Source organism: Carnobacterium sp. GW821-FHT04C06 (assembly GCF_059420345.1).
The window spans coordinates 567,802-590,077 of the sequence record NZ_JBWKTN010000001.1 but is presented as its reverse complement, the minus strand read 5'-3'; the positions used below and the strand labels follow the sequence as shown (position 1 = coordinate 590,077).

Sequence of the window (22,276 nt, the reverse complement as noted above, 5' to 3'; positions counted from 1 at the left end):
TGTTTTCTAATCGACTCCTTTTTTGTTTTTAAATCGTTGTGTAGGTTTTTGGAGTATGAGTGAAGACCTCACAACCCTCTTTAGTAACATACAAACAATCTTCAATTCGAACACCTGCTACGCCTGGAACGTAAATACCTGGCTCGATTGAAAAGCACATGCCTTCTTCGATCACAAGAGGGTTACCTTCCATCAGTGAAGGGTATTCATGAACCGAGCTACCTAAGCCATGACCTAATCGGTGATTAAAATAAGGTCCAAATCCAGCATCCGTAATAATATCGCGTGCAATTTTGTCTAATTCACCAGCTGTAATACCTGGTTTAACGGCTGCTAAAGCTGCATTATGGGCAGTTAAAACAATGTCGTAAATTTCTTTAGCTTCTTTTGAAGGCTCTCCAAAGGCAACCGTTCTTGTCGCATCACTGGTATAGCCATTGTAGACAACACCTAAATCAAAGAGTACAAGTTCATCCTTTTTAATTTTACGTTCACCAGGATTGCCATGGGGACTTGCGGCATTATCACCTGCTAAGACAATAGTATCAAAGCTCATTTGCATGATGCCTTTTTTCTTGAGTTGGTATTCAATTTCAGCAACGACTTCTTGTTCCATAATGCCTTCCTTGATGGCATTAAAACCAACTTCAAATGCGAAATCGGCCCATTTACCTGCTTCAATCATTGTGGCAATTTCATCGGGCGTTTTGATTAATTTTAACCGTTGAATCATTGGTGTTAAGTCTGTTTTAAATTGACTTGTAGGAAAGTAATTTTGAAGAGCTTCAAATCGGTTTAATGTTAGGCTGTCTTTTTCAACAGCCCAATTAGTTACTGCTGACGTAACCTCATTTATTTTTTCAGCAATGATTTTCCAAGGGTCTTCATTATCTAAATAGCCAAAAACATCATAATGCCATTCGCTATTTTTTGCGTCATCGATTTCAAGTGCGGGAGTAAATAAGAATGGATCACTTTCTGGGAAAACAAGTAATGCTAAAATCCGTTCATGGGGATCACTTTCATAGCCAGTAAAGTAGCCAATCGTTTCTGGAGCATTGACAAAGGCGACATCTACTTGATGGTCTTTTAACCATTGCTGTAATTCTTTTAATTGTTTTTTCATCAAGATACCTCTTTTCATTTAGTTGTTCTAGTTTATTGTAGCATTAATGATGGAAGTGGTAAAAGGATGAAAGCAAACTTTTTGATTCTTTTACCAAAAAGATAGTGAAACGAGAGTTGTTGAAAAAGTTTATGAAAATTTCATGAAAACGAAAGTAAAACGTTTGCATTTTTAAATTTTATTTGTTAAATTGTATGAGTATAGGATTGTCAGGAACGAAATTAAATAATAGAGGGAGAACAAACATGGAAAAACAAACAATTACAATTTATGATGTTGCAAGAGAAGCCAATGTTTCAATGGCGACAGTTTCGCGTGTGGTCAATGGAAATCCAAATGTAAAACCAACGACTAGAAAAAAAGTTTTGGAGGTTATTGATCGTTTAGATTACCGTCCAAATGCAGTAGCAAGAGGTTTAGCAAGTAAAAAAACAACTACGGTTGGAGTCATCGTACCAGATGTTACGAATTTATATTTCTCTTCATTAGCAAGAGGAATCGATGATATCGCAACAATGTACAAATACAACATTATTCTAGCGAACTCTGATCAAAACGATCAAAAAGAAATTCAAGTATTAAATACGTTACTAGCTAAACAAGTAGACGGAATCATCTACATGGGACACAAAATTACAGATGAAATGCGTGCTGAATTTTCACGTTCAAAAACACCCGTAGTTCTAGCTGGAACCGTTGACCCAGATGCGCAAGTTGGCAGTGTGAACATTGATTATACTGAAGCAACAGAACAAGTAATCACGCAATTAATTGCAAAAGGCAATAAAAAAATAGCCTTTGTTTCAGGCGCTTTAACTGAACCAATCAATGGAATTTACCGTATGAATGGTTATAAAAAAGCATTGAAAAAAGCAGGGATTAACTTTGATGAAAAATTAGTATTTGAAACGGAATATTCTTACCAAGCTGGTGAAGAAATGTATAACAAATTAGCTAAAGTAGGTGCAACAGCAGCTTTTGTTGGCGATGATGAATTAGCAATTGGTATTTTAAATGGAGCGTTAGATCATGGAATTAAAATTCCAGAAAAATTTGAAGTCGTTACAAGTAATAATTCAAAATTAACTGAAATGGTTCGTCCGCGATTAAGTACGATTACGCAACCTTTATATGATATTGGTGCTGTTTCAATGCGCTTATTAACAAAATTGATGAATAAAGAAGAAGTTGAAGAAAAAACAATTATTTTACCTCATAATATTGCGGATCGTGGAACAACTAAAAAATAAATAAAAGAAACCATCTATTCGGAATTTCCAAATAGATGGTTTCTTTTTGATTTTACAGCAGGTGGTTAGTTTGTTGTAAAATGTAATAAATCCTGATATTAGGGTGTTGATTTAATTTCTAGAATATCCTCAGTTTGTTCAATTTCCTTTTCTTCAGTTTCTTTTTCCTTTTCTTTGTTTTCTTTCTGTTTCTTTTCTTTTTCAGCTTTTTCTTTGTCAGTTTTCTCTTTTTCAATTTTTTCCTTCTCGGCTTTTTCTTCTTCTTCTTTTTTCTTTTTTTGATCTTCTTCTTGTGTTTTTACATATGTTTCGAACCAATATTTATACAGTTCTGAAGAATTTGCTCCTAAAGTAAAATGATAATTGGTAGCACTTGGCAAATATTTTGTGTTAAACAATTCCGATATCATCGCGCCACTAGCTGTAATACTTGATCCATTTGGAGCTGTAAAGGTAGAAGGTTTCATACCTGTAGCAGCTAAAACTGAACTATAAGTCACACCAGCCGGACGGTTGAAACTTTTTTCAGTTCCTAAAATCGTTGAATCAACACGGTTAATTGCATTGGCTAATTTTGACCAATATCTTATATTCCGAAGACTTGTATCGCCGTAACCATCAGTTTGTGAAAGCTCATGACTACTATATTGGTTGTCATAGCCAATCCAAGAACTTAAGGTAACTTGAGGTGTACTGGCAATAAACCAAATATCACGGAAATTTTGCGACGTTCCGGTTTTTCCAGCCCAATCAGCAGTGAAATTCAAGTAATTATGAATCGAACTACCTGTTCCTTCATTAACTACAGAACGCATCATGTCAGTAGTAAGGTATGCTGTTTGTGGTGAAAAGACAGGAGTTGAAGTCGTTTCATGCTGATAAATGCTATTGCCTTTTTTGTCAGTGATGGAATCAATTAAATACGCTTTTGTATAATTTCCTCCATTTGCAAGTGTTGCAAATGCATTAGTTTGTTCTAAAACAGTTGGACCAGTATCGGTTCCACCCAGTGAAAGGGAAAGATTTCCGTACTCAGAAGGATTGATGGATTGAATGCCCATTTTTTTCAAATAATCCCCAGGATTAGAATTTTTTAAGAGTTCGTTATAAATTTGAACGGTTGGGACATTGGCAGAACGTTTTAAGGCATCTCTAGCACTGACAAATTTCCCACTAATGGTTCCGCCATAGTTTTTAGGCGCCCAAATTTCCCCATTTGGTTGTGTAAAGGTAAAGTTAGTATCAGCAATCATTGTAGCAGGTGTAATTAAGCCAGATTCCAATGCAGGTGCGTATACTAGTAAGGGTTTAATAGTTGACCCTGGCTGTCGTTGGGTATCAAAAGCATGATCGACTTGTGTAATATCAAAATCACGTCCCCCAACAAAACTAATCACTTTTCCAGTCTGGTTATCCATTAAAACGCTACCTGTTTGAACAGGTTCTTGAATCTCTTCATTTTCACCAGTCACTTCATTGTATACGGTAGCGTGATAGGTTTGACCTAGTGAATCGCCATATTCTTGTACCGTTTCAGTCATTGCATCGTACACATTCTTATTAATTGTAGAGTGAATTTCATAGCCTTTTTGACGAATTTCAAAATCAGCACGTTTGTAATATACATTATATAAATTATCGTTCGCTTCAATGTCTGCATCCGTTAGTTTATCGGCGGTATACATTTGCTTCATAATAATTCGACGTGCTTCTTTTTCAACCGCATTGTAAACATAAGAATAATTGTGATCCTCAACGTCTTCAGTTGGAGAAACAAAATCTTTTACTAAATCATAGGCTAAGGCCTCATCATATTCTTTTTTAGTAATAAATTTTTCACGATACATTCTAAAGAGAACGGTATTTTTACGTTCTGTACCCGCTTCTAAATTTTGACGCAATTCCCCAAATTGATTATAGGGAGTGTACATGGAAGGACTTTGTGGCAGTCCCGCGATAAAAGCAGATTGAGCCAGGTTTAGCTCACGCGCATGAATACCAAAAATACCAATAGCAGCAGCTTCAACACCAGCGATATTTTGACCACTGCTGTTACGTCCAAAACTTGAAACATTTAAGTAAGCTTCTAAAATCTCATCTTTAGTAAAATAGTTTTCTAATCGGTAAGCTAATAAAATTTCATTGGCTTTTCGTTTAAAGGAAACTTCACTTGTTAATAATTGCTGTTTGACTAATTGTTGAGTTAATGTTGATCCACCCGTTTGCATACTTGAACCTGTAAATTCTTGGATTAAGGCTCTAGCTACGGCTTTTGGAACAACACCATGATGTTTGTAAAAATATTCATCTTCGGTTGCAACAATCGCGTGTTGCAGGTCTTTTGAAATTTCATGTAAAGGCACAACTTTTCGATTTAAATCTGTTTTTAATTGCCCAATCGGAGTGCTGTCAGCAAAATACATATTTGAAACTTGTTCTAGATTGCTAATATCGCTTTGCATCTCTTCATAAGTTGGTGGTTTTTCATTAGAAACGAGATAAGCAAAATAGCCTAAACCAACACCCGCAAAGAGGGCACCGCCAAATAGAACTAAAATGATAAAACTTAAAAATAGATTTTTGATAACGCCATAGCCTACATTAAATTGAAAAATCATTTTTTTCTTTCTTTCTTCTGGAGTGAGGTCTTTATTTTGCTTGTTTGTTTTTGATTCTGAAAAATGAGTGCGTAATTTAGTCCATTTTGTAATGAAGGCAATTTGAATTGCTGCTAAAAAAACGACTATTTTTGAACCGATAGATGGTGACTCTGGGTTATCACTTATTAACGGTGCTGTTTCAATAGGTGATTTTTCAATCTCAGTAGGTTCGGTTAAATTAGTCTCTTTTTGTTCTTTTTTTATCTGCCTATTTTTTTTGAAATCAAGCCATTTTATTTTGGCATACTCTTTTAAACGTTCATAAGACTTGATAAGTTTTTCTTTGATGGATGGTCCATTGTTATTGTTATGTGGATCATTCAATTTTTTCACCTCAATAATATAAATTAGTAATTGTTTAGACGTTTGTTCTTTAAAAATAAAAAAGGGAATGAACTGTTAGGAGTCGATGGTGCATTCGTTTGAAAGAAGATACTCAAATTTACTAAGCAACTCTATAAACTCAGTTTCTAAAAACTCAGTTGTTTCGTCAGCTAAGAGAACAGATTGGGTAGGCGTTTTTACGTTATCAAAATAGGACAAAACTGAAAGTTGATTGTATCGAACCGCTATTTTTAATTGTGGCTGATAAAGCGATTCTCCACAGGGACCAGTTTTTAGACGAGCAATACTATAATGCTCAGGATTTATTTGATAAATACGATAAAAATCACCAGCAAAATACTGTTTTGTTAAACCAAACTTTTGAACAACCGCATTAAAACGTTGATAAAGTTTTTCCAAGATAGGTTCACTCCTTAAAATACTGTTCCTACAAGTATACCAAATAATTCAAGAAAATTAGAGCACTATTTTAAATTAATTAAAATAAAAAAAGTATTTGACATTTATTTTGATTATAGATATACTTTGACTAACAAATTTAGATTGTGAGTGATGGTTATGAAAAACGAACAAGTATATCCAACACAACTGAATAATTTCTTCTTTAGCTATTTTAGATAGTGTTTGTAAACATGAACCTTCATGGGTACAAACCGTAATGTTTGTATCTATATGGCTAGAGCATTTTGATTTACACAAAATTCGCCACATAGATGAGTAATGATCTAGAGTGGCTTTATCGTTTATTTTTCCTCAATAGGGAATCAGGGACACCTCTTTAGATTTTACTTATCAAAATCTAAAGAGGTGTTTTTGTGTCTTCAAAACAAATTAAACAGATAGGAGTAGCGTTAAAGGAACTATAATAGTTTGAAAATTCTTAATTATTAAATAATAAAAAATTGGAGGAAAAAAAGATGAAAAAAATAGCAATTGCAAGTTTAACAGGATTAGTAGCGCTAGGGTTATTAGCGGGATGTACTGGCGGAAATTCAAAAAGTGAGAACAAAAAGGAAGTTAAAGTTGGCGTTTTACAATATATGGAACACAATTCATTGGATCAAGCACGCAAAGGTTTTGTTGCAGAATTGAAAGATGCTGGATATGAAGAGGGAAAAAATATGACCTTAGATTACCAAAATGCTCAAGGGGATCAATCGAATTTGAAAAGTATGAGTGAACGCTTAGTAAAAAATAAAAATGATGTCATTCTAGCCATTGCAACACCTGCAGCACAATCAGTTGTCAATGAAACCACAACCCTCCCAGTTTTATTTACAGCCGTGACAGATGCCGTTTCAGCAGGGTTAGTAACAAGCAATGAAAAACCAGGCGGAAATGTTACTGGAACAAGCGATATGGTGCCAATTGATGAACAAACAGATTTATTATTATCCATCGTACCGGAAGCTAAAACAGTAGGAATTATTTACAATGCAAGTGAAAAAAATTCAGAAATTCAATCAAAATTAGCGAAAAAAGCGCTTGAAAAATCAGGTGTTAAAGTAAAAGAAGTAACGGTTTCTTCAACTAATGATGTTCAACAAGTGATGACGTCACTAGCAAAACAAGTAGATGGAATCTACATTCCAACAGATAATACCTTAGCAAAAACAATGTCAACAGTTGGTGAAATCGCAGAAGCAGCTAAAATTCCCGTGATTGCAGGTTCAACAGATATGGTTGAAGAGGGTGGTTTAGCAACTTATGGAATCAATTATGAAAAATTAGGACGTCAAACAGGAAAATTAGCTGTTAAAATTTTAAAAGGTGAAGCAAAACCAGCAGAGTTGTCCATTGAAACCTCTAAAAACTTGGAACTAGTTGTGAATCAAAAAATGGCAAAAGCACTAGAAATTGATCCTACAAGTATTAAAATCAAAAAATAACGAATCATGAAACGTTCTTATACAGGAAGGAAGATAAGTTAAATGGATATTATCATGTCAAGTGTTTCGCAAGGTCTTTTATGGTCAATTATGGCAATTGGAGTTTACCTAACGTATCGTATTTTAGATATCGCTGATTTAACAGCTGAGGGAAGTTTTCCACTAGGCGCGGCTATTTGTGCAAGTCAAATTGTGGCTGGAACTAGCCCTATTATTGCCACTTTAATGGCGCTACTAGGTGGCATGGGAGCAGGTTTGGTTTCAGGTTTGTTGCATACTAAGTTGAAAATCCCAGCATTACTAACGGGTATTTTAACAATGACGGCGTTGTATTCGATTAACCTAAGAATCATGGGACAAGCGAATATTTCATTGCTAGGTCAAAAAACAATTATGAGAAGTTTGGCATTACTGGGAATGACCAATCAAACAGCGGTTTTAATTGTCGGAGGCATCGCAGTTGCTATTGTTATAGTGGTATTGTATTTCTTTTTTAGTACAGAAATAGGTTTAGCTATTCATTCAACAGGAGATAACGAGGAAATGAGTGAAGCCAATGGGATTAATACTGATTTAATGAAAATTATAGGATATATGTTATGTAATGGTTTGATTGCTCTTTCAGGTGCATTATTAGCACAAAATAATGGGTATGCAGATATTAGTATGGGAATTGGCACGATTGTGATTGGACTAGCTTCGATTATTATTGGAGAAGTTATTTTCAGTCATTTAACTTTTGTAAAACGTCTGATGACAATCGTCATTGGAGCAATCGTTTATCGTTTGATTATTGATATTGTTTTACAATTAGGTGTAGCACCAACTGATTTAAAGCTATTTTCAGCACTTATTTTAGCCATTGCACTTTCAACACCATTGTTGCGTGGTAAATTAAAAGGAATCAAAAAAGGCAAGAAGAAAGGAGGCAAATTAGCATGAGTACTATTTTAGAATTAAAAGGCATTCATAAAAGTTTTGAAGTAGGAACAATCAATGAACATCATGTGTTAAAAGGCATTGATTTAACCTTAGAAACTGGTGAATTTGTTACGATTATTGGCGGAAACGGTGCTGGTAAATCAACTTTATTAAACAGTATTGCTGGTAGCTTTTCTGTTGATGAAGGAGAAATCCTAGTGGATGGTATTGACGTTACCAATCAAAAAACAGCGAAACGAGCAACTTATATTGGACGAGTATTTCAAGATCCACGTATGGGCACCGCAACGCGATTATCAATTGAAGAAAACTTGGCAGTTGCTTATAAAAGAGGGAAAAGCAGAGGTCTATCAAAAGGCGTAAAGGGAGCGCAACGAGCTTTTTTTAAGGAACAACTACAACAACTTAATTTAGGATTAGAAAATCGATTGAAAATGGAAGTGGGATTGCTTTCAGGTGGTCAACGTCAAGCCGTTACATTATTAATGGCGACTTTAGTAACACCCAAATTACTTTTATTAGATGAGCATACGGCAGCTCTCGATCCAAAAACTAGCCAATCTGTTTTAGAATTAACAGAAAAAGTAATTGAAGAAAAAAAACTAACAGCTCTAATGATTACCCATAATATGGAAGATGCGATTCGTTACGGCAATCGTTTAATTATGTTATATAATGGACAAATTGTGGTAGATATTAAAGGTTCGCAAAAGCAAGAATTAACCGTTCCCGATTTATTGACCTTATTCCAAAAAAATAGTGGTCAAGTAATGAGTGAAGATTCTTTGGTTTTAGGATAAGGAAAAAGGCTTCGTTGACGTTTACGTCAACAAAGCCTTTTTTTATTAAACATTTGAAGGGAGTTTTTCGCCAATTTCAGCTAAACGAGCTTCGACTTCTTCAATGCTTAAGTGCTGTTCTTTCACATAACGATTCTCAGGCGAAACACGACATTCATGGCTACAGCCACGCAAATATTTCGCTTCATTTTCTGGTGAAGTCAAGATTTGACGGTTACATTTAGGGTCTGCGCAGTTTACGTAGCGCTCACACGGCGTTCCATCAAACCAATCTTTCCCAACGATAACATGTTCCTTACGGTTAATAGGAACGCTAATTCGTTCATCAAAGACATACATTTGACCATCCCATAAATCGCCTTGTACTTCTGGATCTTTTCCATAAGTAGCAATTCCACCATGTAATTGACCAACGTCTTTAAAACCTTCACGGACTAGCCAGCCGGAAAATTTCTCACAGCGAATCCCACCAGTACAATAAGTAACGACACGTTTTTCCATAAATTGTTCTTTGTTATCACGAATCCACTGAGGCAATTCGCGGAAACTACGGATTTCAGGGCGAACAGCTCCTCTAAAGTGACCCAAATCATATTCATAATCATTACGGGCATCAATGACAACGACATCATCATCTAAAATAGCTTCTCTAAACTCTTTAGGACTTAAGTAGGCACCTGTTAATTTAAGTGGATCAATATCATCTTCTAAGTTTAAAGAAACTAACTCAGGACGGTAGCGAACAAACATTTTTTTGAAAGCATCATGATTTTCAGGATCAATTTTAAAAACAGTTTCAGCGAAACGTGGATCAGCGTGCATCGCATCTATGTAACGCTGTGTTTCTTCTACTGTGCCAGAAACCGTTCCGTTGATTCCTTCATCGGCAACTAAAATACGGCCTTTAAGCCCTAATTCTTTACAAAACTGAAGGTGTTCTTTTGCAAATTCTGCACCATCTTCAATCGCAACATATTGGTAATAAAGTAAAACACGATAATCTTTTGACATAGTAAATCCTCCTAAATTTTCTCCCATCAACTAAATAAGATAGATTGACACTATACTTTAACATGAATTAAAACGATTAGCTAGCAATTATGTTTGTGTTTAAAATCACATAATGAGATGCTTGCAAGTTAGTGATTGTCATTTATAATGAAAGCAATAAAGAAAATAGGGAGGTTGGGGAAATGGAAAGATGTGCTTGGGCAAAAAAAGAGTTAGATATTAGGTATCATGATGAAGAGTGGGGAAACCCCCATCATTCGGAAGACAGTTTATTTGAGCTCTTAATTTTAGAAACGATGCAGGCAGGTTTGAGTTGGTCAACGATTTTAGTAAAACGTGAAAATTATCGTGAAGCGTTAGATCAGTTTGATTATCATAAAATAGCTAGTTATTCAGATGAAAAAGTAGAAGAATTAATGAATAATGCTGGAATTATTCGTAATCGTTTAAAAATAAAATCAATTATTAAAAATGCACAGGCTTTTATCAAGGTTCAAAAAGAGTGGGGAAGCTTTGATCGTTATTTATGGTCTTTTGTTGATTATCAAACGATTGATAATCAATTTGAAACCATTGCAGAAGTTCCAGCGCAAACGGAATTGTCTAATCAGCTAGCCAAAGATCTTAAAAAGAGAGGATTTTCTTTTATAGGCCCCGTTACGTGCTACGCATTTATGCAAGCAGCAGGATTGATAAATGATCACACAATGAATTGTTCCTATAGAATGGCAGTCAATTATGACAAATAAGTAATAGAATTCTTAAGAATGTGATAAATAACGAGGTAAATGAAATTTTATTGTAATCTAATAGATATCTAATTTGAAAGTGAAGTATGCTATACTAAGTAGACGTTAAGGAAAACTTTAAAATTTAAACAATGAATGATACTTTGGAGGAATGAAATCGTGAACAAGAAATTAATGAATATTGCCATCTTAGGAACAATCACATTTAGCTCAATGATTTTACCTATTGTTTCCCATGCAGATTCTGTCGAAACTCAAATTCAAGAACAAGATAGCAAAATCAACTCATTAAAATCTAAATCGACAAGTGTTCAATCAGATTTAGAAACAGTTGAATCTTCAATTTCTAATAACGAAGCAAAAGCAAAAGGATTATTAAAAGAAATCCAAGCAGCGAATTCTGAAATGAAACAATTAGATGAAGACATTACAACATTAACAGCTAAAATTGATCAACGAAATGATCAATTAAAAGAACAAGCTCGTTCTGTTCAAGTAACTGGCGACAGTCAAAATTACTTAGAATTTATCATTAGTGCAGAATCTCTTTCTGATGTAATTGGCCGAATCGATGTTGTTGGCAAAATGGTTTCTGCTAACCGCGGTTTAGTTCAACAACAAGTAGCTGATAAAGAAGCAGTGAAAACAAAGAAAGATGAAACACAAAAGAAAGTCAATCAACAAAATACATTGGCTGGACAACTTGAATCAACACAAAGCAAGCTAGAAAAACAAAAAATGGAAAAAGAAGTAGTAGTTGCTCAATTAGCAGCAGATACTGCAACAGCTGAAGGCGACAAAGCTAAATTCTTAGCTCAAAAAGCAGAAGCTGAAAAACAAGTCGCTGCCTTTACTGCAGCGAAAGATGAATCAGCGAAAGCTGTTCAATTAGCATCTGCAACGACTAAAGAAACAGCTGATTCAAGTAGTAATAAAAATTCGAGTCAAGATGCACCTTCTTCTGTACCGACTCCAGCAACAAACAATCCAGTAGCTCCAAGTAATCCAACACCAGCAGCTCCAACGCCGGTACCAGAGCAACCAACTAAACCAGTAACACCAGAAAAACCGATTAAACCAGTAGATCCCCCAACACCACCATCTGGTGGCGGTGCTTCATGGAGCAACTTACAAGCAATTGCCAATCCTTTACAAGGAATTCCTTATTCTTGGGGCGGAACAACAACAAATGGTTTTGACTGCTCAGGATTTACACAATATGTATTTGCAAGAGCAGGAATTTCAATTCCACGTGTTGCTTCAGCACAATATGCTGCTTCAACAAAAGTATCTAACCCACAACCAGGTGATCTAGTCTTCTTCTCACAATCAGGTGGAGAGATTGATCACGTAGGAATTTATGCAGGTGGTTCAACATTTATCGGCTCACAATCTTCATCAGGTGTTGCTTATGCGAACTACGCTTATTACTGGGATAAATTTATTGTAGGCTATGGCCGCTATTAAAAATAATTTTTGAAAAGCTATCAATTTTAAATTGATAGCTTTTTTTTGTCTACAAAATATAAATGCGACAGAAAATTCATTACTTAGTTGGTAAAAAGTCTAGTTATTAGATTTTTGATTTAACTTTTTATCGGTTTCTAACTATATAATAAATGTAATAGTTAATAGTGTTCATTTGGCACTTATGTATGGAGGTAGAAATGGATAGTCTATATGGAAAAAATACGATAAAAAATCTATTTGGTAATGAAAAATTAGTCGATTTAATATTAGATAATCATACTGTTAAGATAAAATCGGAAGTAATTAAAGTTGCAAGTAAAAAAACATTAATTGAAGAAAATACGATTCATGATTCTTTTTATTTTATTAAAGAAGGAATATTTGTTTTAAAGAAAGGCAATCAAATTGTTGATTTAATTGGAGAATCGTCTGTAATCGGTTTGTATGATTTATTCATAGGTGAAAAATCTTCTTTAGGTGTAATGAGCTTAACTTCTGCTGTATTAGTGAAAATAAAAAAAGAAGAGTTATTGGCTATTCTTTTTTCAATTCAAGAAGGAGCAATTTTCCATATTAACTATATGCATAGTACCTTAAATAGTTTAATTTCACATCGAAATTTATTAGGTCTACCTCTAAAAAAACGAATTTTAAAAGTAATGGAAAAAATAGCGATTAATTTTGGAGTTGAAGACCAAGATTACTACTATCTTCCTAAAGAAATGACTACTCGTATTGTAGCAAATTACTGCAATTGCAACGTGAATACAATCACAAAAATTTTTAAAGAATTTGTTGCAAAGGAGTTTTTATTATCTACTAGTAAACCCTATATTTTAAATCGGAAAAAAATTGAGGGCTATTTTTCAATCTCTAAAGAATAACAAAAAGGAGGGCTTACTAATGAGGGTGAAATTTTTAAATTGTTATGTAGATGATGTAGGATTAATGGATTCAATAATGAAAATTGAAGGAATTATCAAAAGAAAAAAACCTAGTCAACACATTGTGATCTATCCGAGTAAAATCAATTCAATGCAAAAAGATCTATCACTTAGATTAATCGTGAACAAATCCCCTTTAATTACTACAGATAGTTCAACCATTTTACATGCTAGTAAATTACTAAAGAGACCACTTAAACAGCGAGTATCAACAAAACTATTGTTTATTGAGCTGTTAAAAAAGTGTGAGGAGCAAGGTTATCGTCCTTATTTTCTTGGATCAAGTAATGAAGTTCTTGAAGACGTAGTAAATTATGTGAGAATCACTTATCCGACACTTGACATCTCTGGTTATCATAATGGTTATTTTTCAAAGAAAGATACTTTAAAGGTTGTTAAAGAAATTCAAAAATCACGATCAGATATTTTATTTGTAGCGTTTTCCAGTCCCAAAAAAGAATATTGGATTGACGAATACTTAGGGCAATTGGGAATTCCTTTCGCAATGGGAGTAGGTGCTAATTTTGATGTACTAGCAGATGAAATTAAGACAAAACCAATCCGACGACTAAGTAAAAAAATAAGAAAACTACTTGTCCATAGTCTCTTTGGAAATGCGTTTTTATTAGTTCATACGCTAAAAGCAAGAGTAAAGTCATTAAGTCAATAAAGAGCTAAATCATCAATTCAAGTAAAGTGTTAAATTGGGCCAGGTTTTCTTCCAATCTTTTTGTCGCAATCGTTGTTTGAAAATCGCCATTCTTTCAGGATCTGTTTGATAATATGGTGTAGGTACTACTTTAAAATGAATTAAATCAGAAACACCATAAGGCGCAATCAGTTCAAGTTCTCCTTTTTGTGTTCGAATTCCGATAGCTGTACAGGTTTCTGGAAATTTACTAATCGCATCTTCGACAGACAAATAGGGAGCGGTATTAGGATTGTGTTGGTGCATATCATACTGGTTTCTCAGTTCCCATTGATAAAAAAGATACTTTTGTTGAAGCTGATCTTGAATTAGAAGAGCGGATTCATAGGATACGTTTGGATCAAAAAAAATGATATCAAGATCATTGGATAAGTAATTTTTTTTAGTTGATAAATGATTCCAGATGGTACTTCGAATTGTTCCAGCACAAAGGCAAGCTTGTGGCAAATGCAATTCTTCGACAATTGTTAGAATAGTCATTAACTCAGGATTATTTGAAATACAGTTCATTAAATCTTGTTGATTTTTCATACGAAAACCTCACTTCAATTGAATGTCAATCGCCTTATGTTATAGAAAATACCCCTATTGAAAAAATAGAGGTATTTTGTATAAAGAAAGTGATTAAAGATTATTGGTTAACTCAATAAATTCTTGTACATCTGCTTCCATTAGTTTGATTCCCGCAACCCAAAAATCAGACTTTGTTAAATCGACGTCAAGGTGTTTCATCGCTAGCTCTTCTGTTGTCATTGAAGCAGTATCTTTTAATAAGGCGATATACTTATCTTCAAAATCGGCTCCTTCTTCTAACGACCGAGCGTAGATTCCTAAACTGAATAAATAGCCAAAGGTATAAGGGAAGTTGTAGAATGGCACATCTGAAATAAAGAAGTGCAACTTGCTAGCCCAAAAATGCGGATGGTACTGACTTAAGGAATTTTGGAAAGCTTCTTTTTGAGCTTCTTCCATCAATTCAGAAATACGCTCTTCAGAGACGATTCCAGCTTGGCGCTCCTTGTAAAAATTAGATTCAAAAATAAAGCGAGCATGAATATTTAAAAACATCGCGATGCTACTTGAAATTTTTGTATCTAAGAGCATGATTTTTTCCTCAGTTGTTGTAGCTTCTTTGACAGTAGCATCTGCAACGATCATTTCAGCAAATGTACTGGCTGTTTCAGCAACGTTCATCGCATAATCTTGGTTGAGGATTGGCAAGTCTTTCATCACGTCAGAATGGAAGGCATGACCTAGCTCATGAGCCAACGTTGAGACATCACTTGGAGATTCTGAATACGTCATAAAAATTCGTGATTCTTTACTTTCAGGGAAACCTGTACAGTAACCGCCAGGGCGTTTTCCACTACGATCTTCTGCTTCAATCCAAGAATGGTCGAAGGCGTATTGTGCAAAATCAGCCATTTTTGTACTGAATTTTCTAAAGTTGGCAACGATGAAATCAGCACCTTGATCAAAAGGATAAACCTGTGGTTTGTTTGAGCCAATAATGACTGGCGCATCAATGTCTTCCCATGATAATTGTGTTTTTCCAAAAAGTTTTGCTTTTTGATTCAGATAGTCAACAAATGGTTTTTTATGATCACTTACTGCTTGCCACATCGCATCTAAAGTTTCTTTTTTCATTCGATTATAACGCAAAGGTTTCTTTAAAAAGTCTGTTGTATGGTGAGCTTTGTAGTTGGCTAATCGAAAACCAGCTAAATGATTTAAAGTATCTGCAAATAATGGCGCTTTTTTTGTCCAGGCGTCTTCCCATTTTTTAAATAATTGTTTCCGAACAGCGCTATCAGGATCATCACTCATTTTATTGAATGCCTGTCCAGCAGAAAGAAGAGAAACCGAACCATCTTTTTCTTCAAAAGGAATTTCAATCGTTGCAACTAAACTGTCGTAATGGTCGCTCCAACCTTGGAAACCATCGATACTTAAAGCGTTGATTAAAGCTTCTTCGGCTTCGCTTAATAATTCTTTTCCGTCTTCTCTTGTTTCATTTAGACTAAAAGCGATAGCTTTAAATGAAGGGATTTGGAGTAATTCTTGCCATTTATCCTCAGAAATAAGAACTAATTTTTTGACTAAAATTGTATGGATCGTTTGAAATTGGCTATTTAACTCTAATAATTGACCTGTAACAGTGCCTGCATTTTTATCAGAGACATCGGCGGATTGAACGGCTTCAATAAAACTAAAAGCCTGAGTTAGCCCCATTGAAATTTTTTCTTCTAAAGCTAAAATAGCTGAGAATTGAGAAGTATTTGTCTGATCTTGGTTAAATTCCCAAGCTTGTACCTGGGTTGTTAGTTCCTCTAGCTGAGTGTGTAATAGTGTAATCTTTTCTTGCAATGCGGCAGAGGTGCTTCCTCCGGGGAAAATTGAATCTAAATCCCAATTAATATGATAAGTCATTCATGACATCCTTTCTAAATTCTAATAAATCTATTATAACTCACTTTTTCAAAATATGAAAATAAACTTTATCATCTAAAATCAGCCTTAAGTTGCAGAAGAAGTTCCGGCTTTTGTCGGTCGTTTAGCTGATGGGGAACAGCTAAACTAAGAGTATCACTTAAATGGAAAAGAGGAAGAGACATGAGTCATAATTTTAAACTATTTTTATTAATTGAAGGTGTGTTAGCATTGTCAATGCTTTCAAGTATTGTAACAAGACCGCTATTATTACTAGTTATTATCGGAAGTTTTATTGTAATGACGTTAGCAAAGAGAACTCAAAATAGTCAGTTGGGGAAAATTGCTTGGTATACAGGCGTAGGTGCGTTAGTTTATGGAGCCTTTATTTCAGGAGCATTTGCACTCATGTTAATTGTTGCATTAATCTGGCTGCTTGTATTTGGATTAGACGAGTTACGTCAACAAGCGAATCGTAGAATTTAATTAGAATCACTCTTTTCTTAAGGGAGAAGGGTGCTTTTTTTTGTGAAAAATAGTAAACTGATAGAGCAGATATTGAAATTGGAGGAAATCAAATGAAGAAAAAAACATCCTCAAAAGAAAATCTTTTTATTCTTTTGGCTATTTTAATTATGGGGATTCTCTTTTATAGTTCATCACAACCTTATAGTAAGCAAACAGTAGCACCAATGCTAGAAACGTTATTGAAAAATGAGCCATTAAAAGATCTTTTGAGTACGGTTCATTTTAATTACGCAGGAAGTGAAGTTAGTATTGCTACGAAAGGTTATTCACATTTTGTCGAATTTTTTATTCGAAAAGGTGCACATTTTGGCACGTATTTTTTACTTGGCCTCTTTTGGTTTTTAGGTTTAAAAGACAAGATGCGTTCAACTGAATTGGCATTTTTAATTTCTTGGCTGTTAGCAGCAGGGTATGCTGCATTTGATGAATTTCACCAGAGCTTTACAGCAGAACGAACGCCTCTATTTCAAGATGTTATTTTAGATAGTGTGGGGGCTTTAACCGGTATTTTAATTGTCTATCTTTTTGTTCGCTTGAGAAAAAATAGAAAACGCAAATAAGGAGGAAAACGAATGAAACGTTCGGTAATTTTATATATTGCAGCTTCTCTTGATGGGAAAATTGCTAAAAAGAATGGCGATTTGAACTGGTTGTATCAAACTGAAAATGATGGCGATAATGGGTACTATGCTTTTATGAAGCAAGTAGATACAACCATTATGGGGCGAACTACTTATGACGAAGTCTTAGGATTTGATGTACCCTTTCCATATGATGACTATGAAAATTACGTTGTAACCAGCCACGCACCAAAAGAAGGGCATCCACAAGTTACTTTTGTTGATGGTGATATTGTACATTTAGTTGAAAACTTAAAAGAAAAAGAAGGGAAAGATATCTTTTTAATTGGTGGCGGAAATTTAATCGCTCAATTTTTAGAAAAAGATTTAGTTGATGAACTGATTCTTTCCATTGCACCGGTTTTAATCGGAGAAGGCGTTCCCTTATTTTCTGGCAATTATTTAGAAAAACGTTTTAAATTAAGTGAGCTAAGACAATACAAAGATCTTGTCCAAATGCATTATGTAGCTGAATAAAATGAGAGTTGTTAAAAAAGATTTAGTTGATAAAATAGAAGAGAAGTACATTATACGATGAAATGAGGGAACAGGAATGTCAGGACATTCAAAATGGAGCAACATCCAAGGACGTAAAAATGCACAAGATGCTAAACGTGGTAAAATTTTCCAGAAAATATCAAGAGAAATTTATATGGCCGTTAAAAGTGGTGGACCTGACCCTGGTATCAACCCGCAATTGCGTATGATGATTGATAAAGCTAAAGCTGCGAATATGCCAAATGACAATGTAAAAAGAGCGATCACAAAGGGAAGTCAAACAGGCGAAGGCGAGCACTATGATGAAATCACTTATGAAGGATATGGTCCAAATGGAATTGCGGTTTTAGTTCATACTTTAACAGATAATCGCAACCGAACTGCAACCAATGTTCGAGTAGCCTTTAATAAAAATGGTGGTTCAATTGGTGAAACCGGATCTGTGGGGTATATGTTTGATCGTAAAGGCTATCTAGCGATTGAACGAGCAGGCTTAGATGTGGACGAAGATACAATGTTGCTGAGCGTTTTAGAAGCAGGTGGTGAAGAGTTGGAGACGAGTGAAGAGGTTTTCGAAATTTATACAGATCCAACTGATTTTACAACCGTACGGGATGCACTTGAAGCAGAGGGATACAAACTTGCTCAAGCTGAAATCACGATGGTTCCTCAAACAACCGCAGCATTACCTGCAGATAAAGCTGAGTTGTTTCAAACAATGTTAGATAAATTGGAAGATGACGATGATGTTTCAGAAGTCTTTCATAATGCTGAAATGTAAAAAAAGATCCTCTTAAGAGGATCTTTTTTTATTCACTCGTAATTTGTTTCGTAAAACCTTCCCCTTCGACACTTTGAACATCATTAATGATGAAAAAGGCTTTTGGGTCATACTTATTGACAATCTTAGTGACTTGTAATAATTGTTGACGGCTAACAACCGTATATAAAATATCTTTATTTTGTTTGAAATAATAGCCATGACCATGAAAAACAGTGATGCCGCGTTCTAATTCTTTTTCAATATCTCGAGCAATTAAATCATGTTGATCTGAGATAATGGTAATAGATTTTTTAGGATTAAAGCCTTCCAATAAGAAGTCCAGGACTTTTGTAGATACGTATAGCGAAACGATTGTAAATAACATATTTTGAAGTCCAATAACAAAAGCCGATGGAACCACAACAATCAAGTCGAAAAATAACAAGGCATAGCTTGTATTCCAACCTAAGTACTTATTCGCTAGCTTCGCTAAAATAGCACTTCCAGCAGTAGTGCCGCCACCTAACATAATCAAGCCCATTCCTGTCCCCATCAAAGTTCCTGCAGTGATGGCTGCAATAATCGTTTGATCGGTCAAAAAATGCCAGCTTTCTGTCACTCGTAAAAAGAATGAAAAAATAGCGACTGCTAAAATGGTTAAATAAACAGTACTTTTATCCAAATATTTATAACCAATTACTAGTAAAACACTATTAAATAACAGGTTTGTTAAGGCTGGTGCCCAAGCAAATAAATAATAAAGAACCATCGTTAAACCTGTTACTCCACCTTCACCAAGTTTATTTGGCAAAGCAAAAACATTTACAGCAAGAGAAAAAATAAAAGCTCCTACTATAATCTTTACTAAATTTAAAATCTGTTTTTTTGTCATTTTTTCTCCTCTCCCAATTGACGTGATTCCCAAAAAAGAAGACACCAAGTGATTGCGTTCAAATCACTGGAGCCTTATAGTGAAACACGAATATTTCTCACTCTTAAGTGTCGTTTTACGTAACATCAATTAGTGAAAATATAGCATAAAACAGTTTAATAGGCAAGGGGACGATTGCTTAAAACAGAAGTAAAATCAGCGCCATAGCAAGCAAAACTTGTACCGTTCCAAGAGTCAAACCATAGACAATCAAGCGGTTGCCTTGTTTTAATAAATGACTAAAATTTAAGCGTAAGCCAATTCCTGCAAGGGCAATAATTTCAAACCAACTACTGATGCTATGCATCAAAGAGCTTGCAAATTCAGGGATAAAACCAATACTGCGAAAGAAGCAAACTATAAAAAAACCAATTACATACCAAGGAATCTTCACCATTTTTTTTGAGGATTGCTTTTGAATCATTGTAGTTGTTTTTTGTTTGTAGCGTCCAAAAGCGTAAACAACGACAACTAAAAATAAAATCCGAACAATTTTAAAAATCGTTGCCATTGCTAAAATTTCAGGATTAACCATGCTGCCACTAGCAACTACTTGTCCAACAGATTGCAACACACCGCCAATTAAAGCTGAGCTTTTTAAGGTATCTTGCTGATACAAGAAGAGACTGATTAATGGCAAAATTAACATTAAAACAGTTCCCATTAAATTCACAATAGTAATTGTCAGGCCTCGATCTTCTTCGTTAGCATCAATGACAGGAGCAGTAGAAGCGATTGCGGATGAGCCACATACTGCATTTCCACTAGCCATTAATAGTCGAATGTTTTGTGAAAAAGCGAGTTTCCTCCCTAAATAGATCGCTGCAAAAATCGTTCCAGTCATTTGAAGCATAATAAATAAAAGACCATGTCCACCTAATAATGAAATTGTTTGAAAGGTAATCGTGCCGCCAAGTAGCACGATGGAATAAGCTAACAAATTACTTTCTGAAAATTTTGTACCATTTGCATAAATTGAACCTTTAAAAAAAGTATTCCCTAAAAAAATACCAATTAAAATCGCAAATGTTGCAGCCCCTAAGCTAGGGAAAATAAGAGCAATTCCTTTACTGATTAAAGCAACGCAACTGGCTAACAATAGCCCAGGAAAATAAGATTTGATTGTATTCATTTACTATACAGCTCCTTTAATCTAATGACTAAAGTATACGGGATATGGTATTATTATGGAAATAGTTATTTTAAATGATTTCAATTACTTTTTTTTATGGAAAGGGTTAAAAAAACATGTTCAAATTTTTAGAGACCTATAAAGTTGTTTATGAAGAACTAAATTTTACCGTTGCAGCTGAGAAGCTGTTTATTTCCCAACCTACTGTTTCCACTCAAATTCACAAACTAGAAGAGATAGTTGGAGCGCCGCTCTTTGTTCGCAATGGTCGAACAGAAATGAGCCCAACTGAAAGTGGCAAATTATTTTATATTCAATGTAAGGAAATGCTGGAACTGTGGGAAGATTCGATTCACGAAGTCCAGTCTTTAAAAGGTATTTTACGAACGACGTGTAAAATTGGCGCTTCTCATACGATTGCTGTTCATTATTTGCCAGCGATTTTAAAGGATATTCAAGAACAATTTCCATTAGTTGATTTTGAAGTCTATCTAAGCAATTCAGAGGATGTTTTAAAAAAAGTTGAAACACGAATGTGGGATTTTGGTTTTATTGAAGCCGCTCTTACCACAACGGAATTAGAGCGAGTTCCTTTTCTAAAAGATGAATTAGTAGTAGCTGGTAAAAAAGAGGAGACCTTGTGGCTCGTTAGAGAAAAAGGATCTGGCATCCATCATTTTACGATGGATTATTTCGACACATACAATATTCAGCCACAACAAAAAATGATTATTGAAAGCAACGAAATGATCATAAAATTATTAGAAAAAGGCATTGGGAAAACACTCATATCTAAGCAAGCAGTAGGAAATATTCCCTTTGAATCCCTCAAAGAACCGTTAGAAAGGGAGCTGTATTTAATCAAACCCAAACAACAAAATAAAGTCCTTCAACAAGTAGTAGAGGCATTTTTTAACGCATTAAATAAATAAAAATTTAGGAGGGGAATCAATGGAAATACGTGAAATGCAACAACAAGATGAGCAATCAATCAATCGATTGTTAAATCAGTTAGGCTACCCAATGACTGTGGAAGAAACGGCAAGGCGACTAACTAAAATCAAAAAAGATAAAGTCAACGGTACAACCATTATAGTAGCCGAAGCGAGTAATGGAGAAATTTTAGGTTTTGCCCAGTGGCTAGTATTAGATTCTTTGTTATTTGAACCGCTAACGTATTTAATCGCTTTAGTAGTAGATGAAAATAGCCGTTCAAAAGGAATTGGCAGTCAGTTGTTACAACGCGTGGAGGACTGGAGCAAAGAGCAGGGAATGGATGGAGTGATTCTGCATTCTGGTGTTGAACGTCACAAAGCTCATTGTTTTTATGAAAAATCAGGTTATCAAATTCGAAAAGAACAGAAAAATATTTTAAAGCTATTTTAAACTATAAAAGCGGAAAAGGATGTTGAATGAAGAAAGAAAAAACCAGAGTATTCATGGATTTAGAAAATCCCAAAAAAAAAGACCATTTATAAA

22 protein-coding genes are annotated in these 22,276 nt (G+C 34.7%); 14 read left to right on the top strand and 8 right to left on the bottom strand.

Going from position 1 to position 22,276, the window contains the following annotated elements; genetic code table 11:
* Window positions 1-28 precede the first annotated feature (28 nt).
* Window positions 29-1,126, bottom strand: a complete 1,098-nt coding sequence (locus AC07SW_RS02855; protein ID WP_463684340.1) for a M24 family metallopeptidase — start codon at window positions 1,124-1,126, stop codon at window positions 29-31.
* A gap of 245 nt (window positions 1,127-1,371) precedes the next feature.
* Between AC07SW_RS02855 and ccpA the strand changes: the two genes are divergently transcribed.
* Complete coding sequence (ccpA, locus tag AC07SW_RS02850) at window positions 1,372-2,376, top strand: catabolite control protein A (RefSeq protein ID WP_074403323.1); 1,005 nt, start codon at window positions 1,372-1,374, stop codon at window positions 2,374-2,376.
* Between the two features lie 98 nt (window positions 2,377-2,474).
* Here the strand turns inward: ccpA and AC07SW_RS02845 are convergent, their stop codons facing one another.
* Together AC07SW_RS02845 and AC07SW_RS02840 are read right to left on the bottom strand one after the other, a co-directional pair.
* Window positions 2,475-5,360 (bottom strand): transglycosylase domain-containing protein, encoded by a 2,886-nt coding sequence (locus AC07SW_RS02845; protein ID WP_240308957.1) that lies wholly within the window; start codon window positions 5,358-5,360, stop codon window positions 2,475-2,477.
* Between the two features lie 75 nt (window positions 5,361-5,435).
* Window positions 5,436-5,780, bottom strand: a complete 345-nt coding sequence (locus tag AC07SW_RS02840) for a hypothetical protein (protein WP_119908285.1) — start codon at window positions 5,778-5,780, stop codon at window positions 5,436-5,438.
* 518 nt (window positions 5,781-6,298) lie between these two features.
* Between AC07SW_RS02840 and AC07SW_RS02835 the strand changes: the two genes are divergently transcribed.
* From AC07SW_RS02835 to AC07SW_RS02825, 3 genes are read left to right on the top strand one after another with little or no spacing between them, the layout of a single operon-like run.
* Complete coding sequence (locus AC07SW_RS02835) at window positions 6,299-7,270, top strand: ABC transporter substrate binding protein (protein WP_494632198.1); 972 nt, start codon at window positions 6,299-6,301, stop codon at window positions 7,268-7,270.
* Between the two features lie 42 nt (window positions 7,271-7,312).
* Complete coding sequence (locus AC07SW_RS02830) at window positions 7,313-8,212, top strand: ABC transporter permease (RefSeq protein ID WP_034568811.1); 900 nt, start codon at window positions 7,313-7,315, stop codon at window positions 8,210-8,212.
* Complete coding sequence (locus tag AC07SW_RS02825; RefSeq protein ID WP_119908283.1) at window positions 8,209-9,012, top strand: ABC transporter ATP-binding protein; 804 nt, start codon at window positions 8,209-8,211, stop codon at window positions 9,010-9,012. The genes AC07SW_RS02830 and AC07SW_RS02825 overlap by 4 nt, the downstream gene beginning before the upstream one ends.
* A gap of 45 nt (window positions 9,013-9,057) precedes the next feature.
* On the opposite strand, the gene trhO is transcribed toward AC07SW_RS02825, so the two are convergent.
* Window positions 9,058-10,023: an oxygen-dependent tRNA uridine(34) hydroxylase TrhO gene (trhO, locus tag AC07SW_RS02820; RefSeq protein ID WP_119908282.1), complete on the bottom strand. Its 966-nt coding sequence runs from the start codon at window positions 10,021-10,023 to the stop codon at window positions 9,058-9,060.
* Window positions 10,024-10,205: 182 nt separating this feature from the next.
* Here trhO and AC07SW_RS02815 point away from each other — a divergent pair, with 182 nt between their 5' ends.
* The 4 genes from AC07SW_RS02815 to AC07SW_RS02800 all read left to right on the top strand — a co-directional run bounded on the left by AC07SW_RS02815 (window position 10,206) and on the right by AC07SW_RS02800 (window position 13,856).
* Entirely contained in the window at window positions 10,206-10,772 is a 567-nt protein-coding gene (locus tag AC07SW_RS02815) for a DNA-3-methyladenine glycosylase I (protein WP_135018744.1), read from the top strand.
* 159 nt (window positions 10,773-10,931) lie between these two features.
* Window positions 10,932-12,239, top strand: a complete 1,308-nt coding sequence (locus AC07SW_RS02810; protein ID WP_494632195.1) for a C40 family peptidase — start codon at window positions 10,932-10,934, stop codon at window positions 12,237-12,239.
* 200 nt (window positions 12,240-12,439) lie between these two features.
* Window positions 12,440-13,126, top strand: a complete 687-nt coding sequence (locus AC07SW_RS02805) for a Crp/Fnr family transcriptional regulator (protein WP_034568821.1) — start codon at window positions 12,440-12,442, stop codon at window positions 13,124-13,126.
* Between the two features lie 19 nt (window positions 13,127-13,145).
* A complete protein-coding gene (locus AC07SW_RS02800) occupies window positions 13,146-13,856 on the top strand; it encodes a WecB/TagA/CpsF family glycosyltransferase (protein WP_311907900.1) in 711 nt (236 codons plus the stop codon).
* A gap of 12 nt (window positions 13,857-13,868) precedes the next feature.
* Here AC07SW_RS02800 and AC07SW_RS02795 read toward each other — a convergent pair whose 3' ends face one another.
* Together AC07SW_RS02795 and AC07SW_RS02790 are read right to left on the bottom strand one after the other, a co-directional pair.
* Entirely contained in the window at window positions 13,869-14,426 is a 558-nt protein-coding gene (locus AC07SW_RS02795; RefSeq protein ID WP_494632194.1) for a nucleotidyltransferase family protein, read from the bottom strand.
* A gap of 93 nt (window positions 14,427-14,519) precedes the next feature.
* Window positions 14,520-16,325, bottom strand: coding sequence for a M3 family oligoendopeptidase (locus tag AC07SW_RS02790; RefSeq protein ID WP_494632192.1), 1,806 nt, complete (start codon window positions 16,323-16,325; stop codon window positions 14,520-14,522).
* 183 nt (window positions 16,326-16,508) lie between these two features.
* Here AC07SW_RS02790 and AC07SW_RS02785 point away from each other — a divergent pair, with 183 nt between their 5' ends.
* The 4 genes from AC07SW_RS02785 to AC07SW_RS02770 all read left to right on the top strand — a co-directional run bounded on the left by AC07SW_RS02785 (window position 16,509) and on the right by AC07SW_RS02770 (window position 18,752).
* A complete protein-coding gene (locus AC07SW_RS02785; protein ID WP_135018739.1) occupies window positions 16,509-16,811 on the top strand; it encodes a DUF7649 domain-containing protein in 303 nt (100 codons plus the stop codon).
* 92 nt (window positions 16,812-16,903) lie between these two features.
* The gene (locus AC07SW_RS02780; protein ID WP_034568829.1) at window positions 16,904-17,413 is read left to right on the top strand and encodes a VanZ family protein; all 510 of its coding nucleotides are present in this window, start codon (window positions 16,904-16,906) and stop codon (window positions 17,411-17,413) included.
* Window positions 17,414-17,425: 12 nt separating this feature from the next.
* Complete coding sequence (locus AC07SW_RS02775; protein ID WP_494632191.1) at window positions 17,426-17,950, top strand: dihydrofolate reductase family protein; 525 nt, start codon at window positions 17,426-17,428, stop codon at window positions 17,948-17,950.
* Window positions 17,951-18,026: 76 nt separating this feature from the next.
* Window positions 18,027-18,752, top strand: coding sequence for a YebC/PmpR family DNA-binding transcriptional regulator (locus tag AC07SW_RS02770; protein WP_034568833.1), 726 nt, complete (start codon window positions 18,027-18,029; stop codon window positions 18,750-18,752).
* Window positions 18,753-18,780: 28 nt separating this feature from the next.
* Here AC07SW_RS02770 and AC07SW_RS02765 read toward each other — a convergent pair whose 3' ends face one another.
* Entirely contained in the window at window positions 18,781-19,626 is an 846-nt protein-coding gene (locus tag AC07SW_RS02765) for a YitT family protein (protein ID WP_034568835.1), read from the bottom strand.
* 178 nt (window positions 19,627-19,804) lie between these two features.
* Window positions 19,805-20,797 (bottom strand): YeiH family protein, encoded by a 993-nt coding sequence (locus AC07SW_RS02760; protein WP_494632189.1) that lies wholly within the window; start codon window positions 20,795-20,797, stop codon window positions 19,805-19,807.
* A gap of 116 nt (window positions 20,798-20,913) precedes the next feature.
* On the opposite strand from AC07SW_RS02760, the gene AC07SW_RS02755 reads away from it, so the two are divergent.
* Window positions 20,914-21,729: a LysR family transcriptional regulator gene (locus AC07SW_RS02755; RefSeq protein ID WP_034568839.1), complete on the top strand. Its 816-nt coding sequence runs from the start codon at window positions 20,914-20,916 to the stop codon at window positions 21,727-21,729.
* A gap of 19 nt (window positions 21,730-21,748) precedes the next feature.
* Window positions 21,749-22,183, top strand: a complete 435-nt coding sequence (locus tag AC07SW_RS02750) for a GNAT family N-acetyltransferase (protein WP_494632188.1) — start codon at window positions 21,749-21,751, stop codon at window positions 22,181-22,183.
* Window positions 22,184-22,276 lie beyond the last annotated feature (93 nt).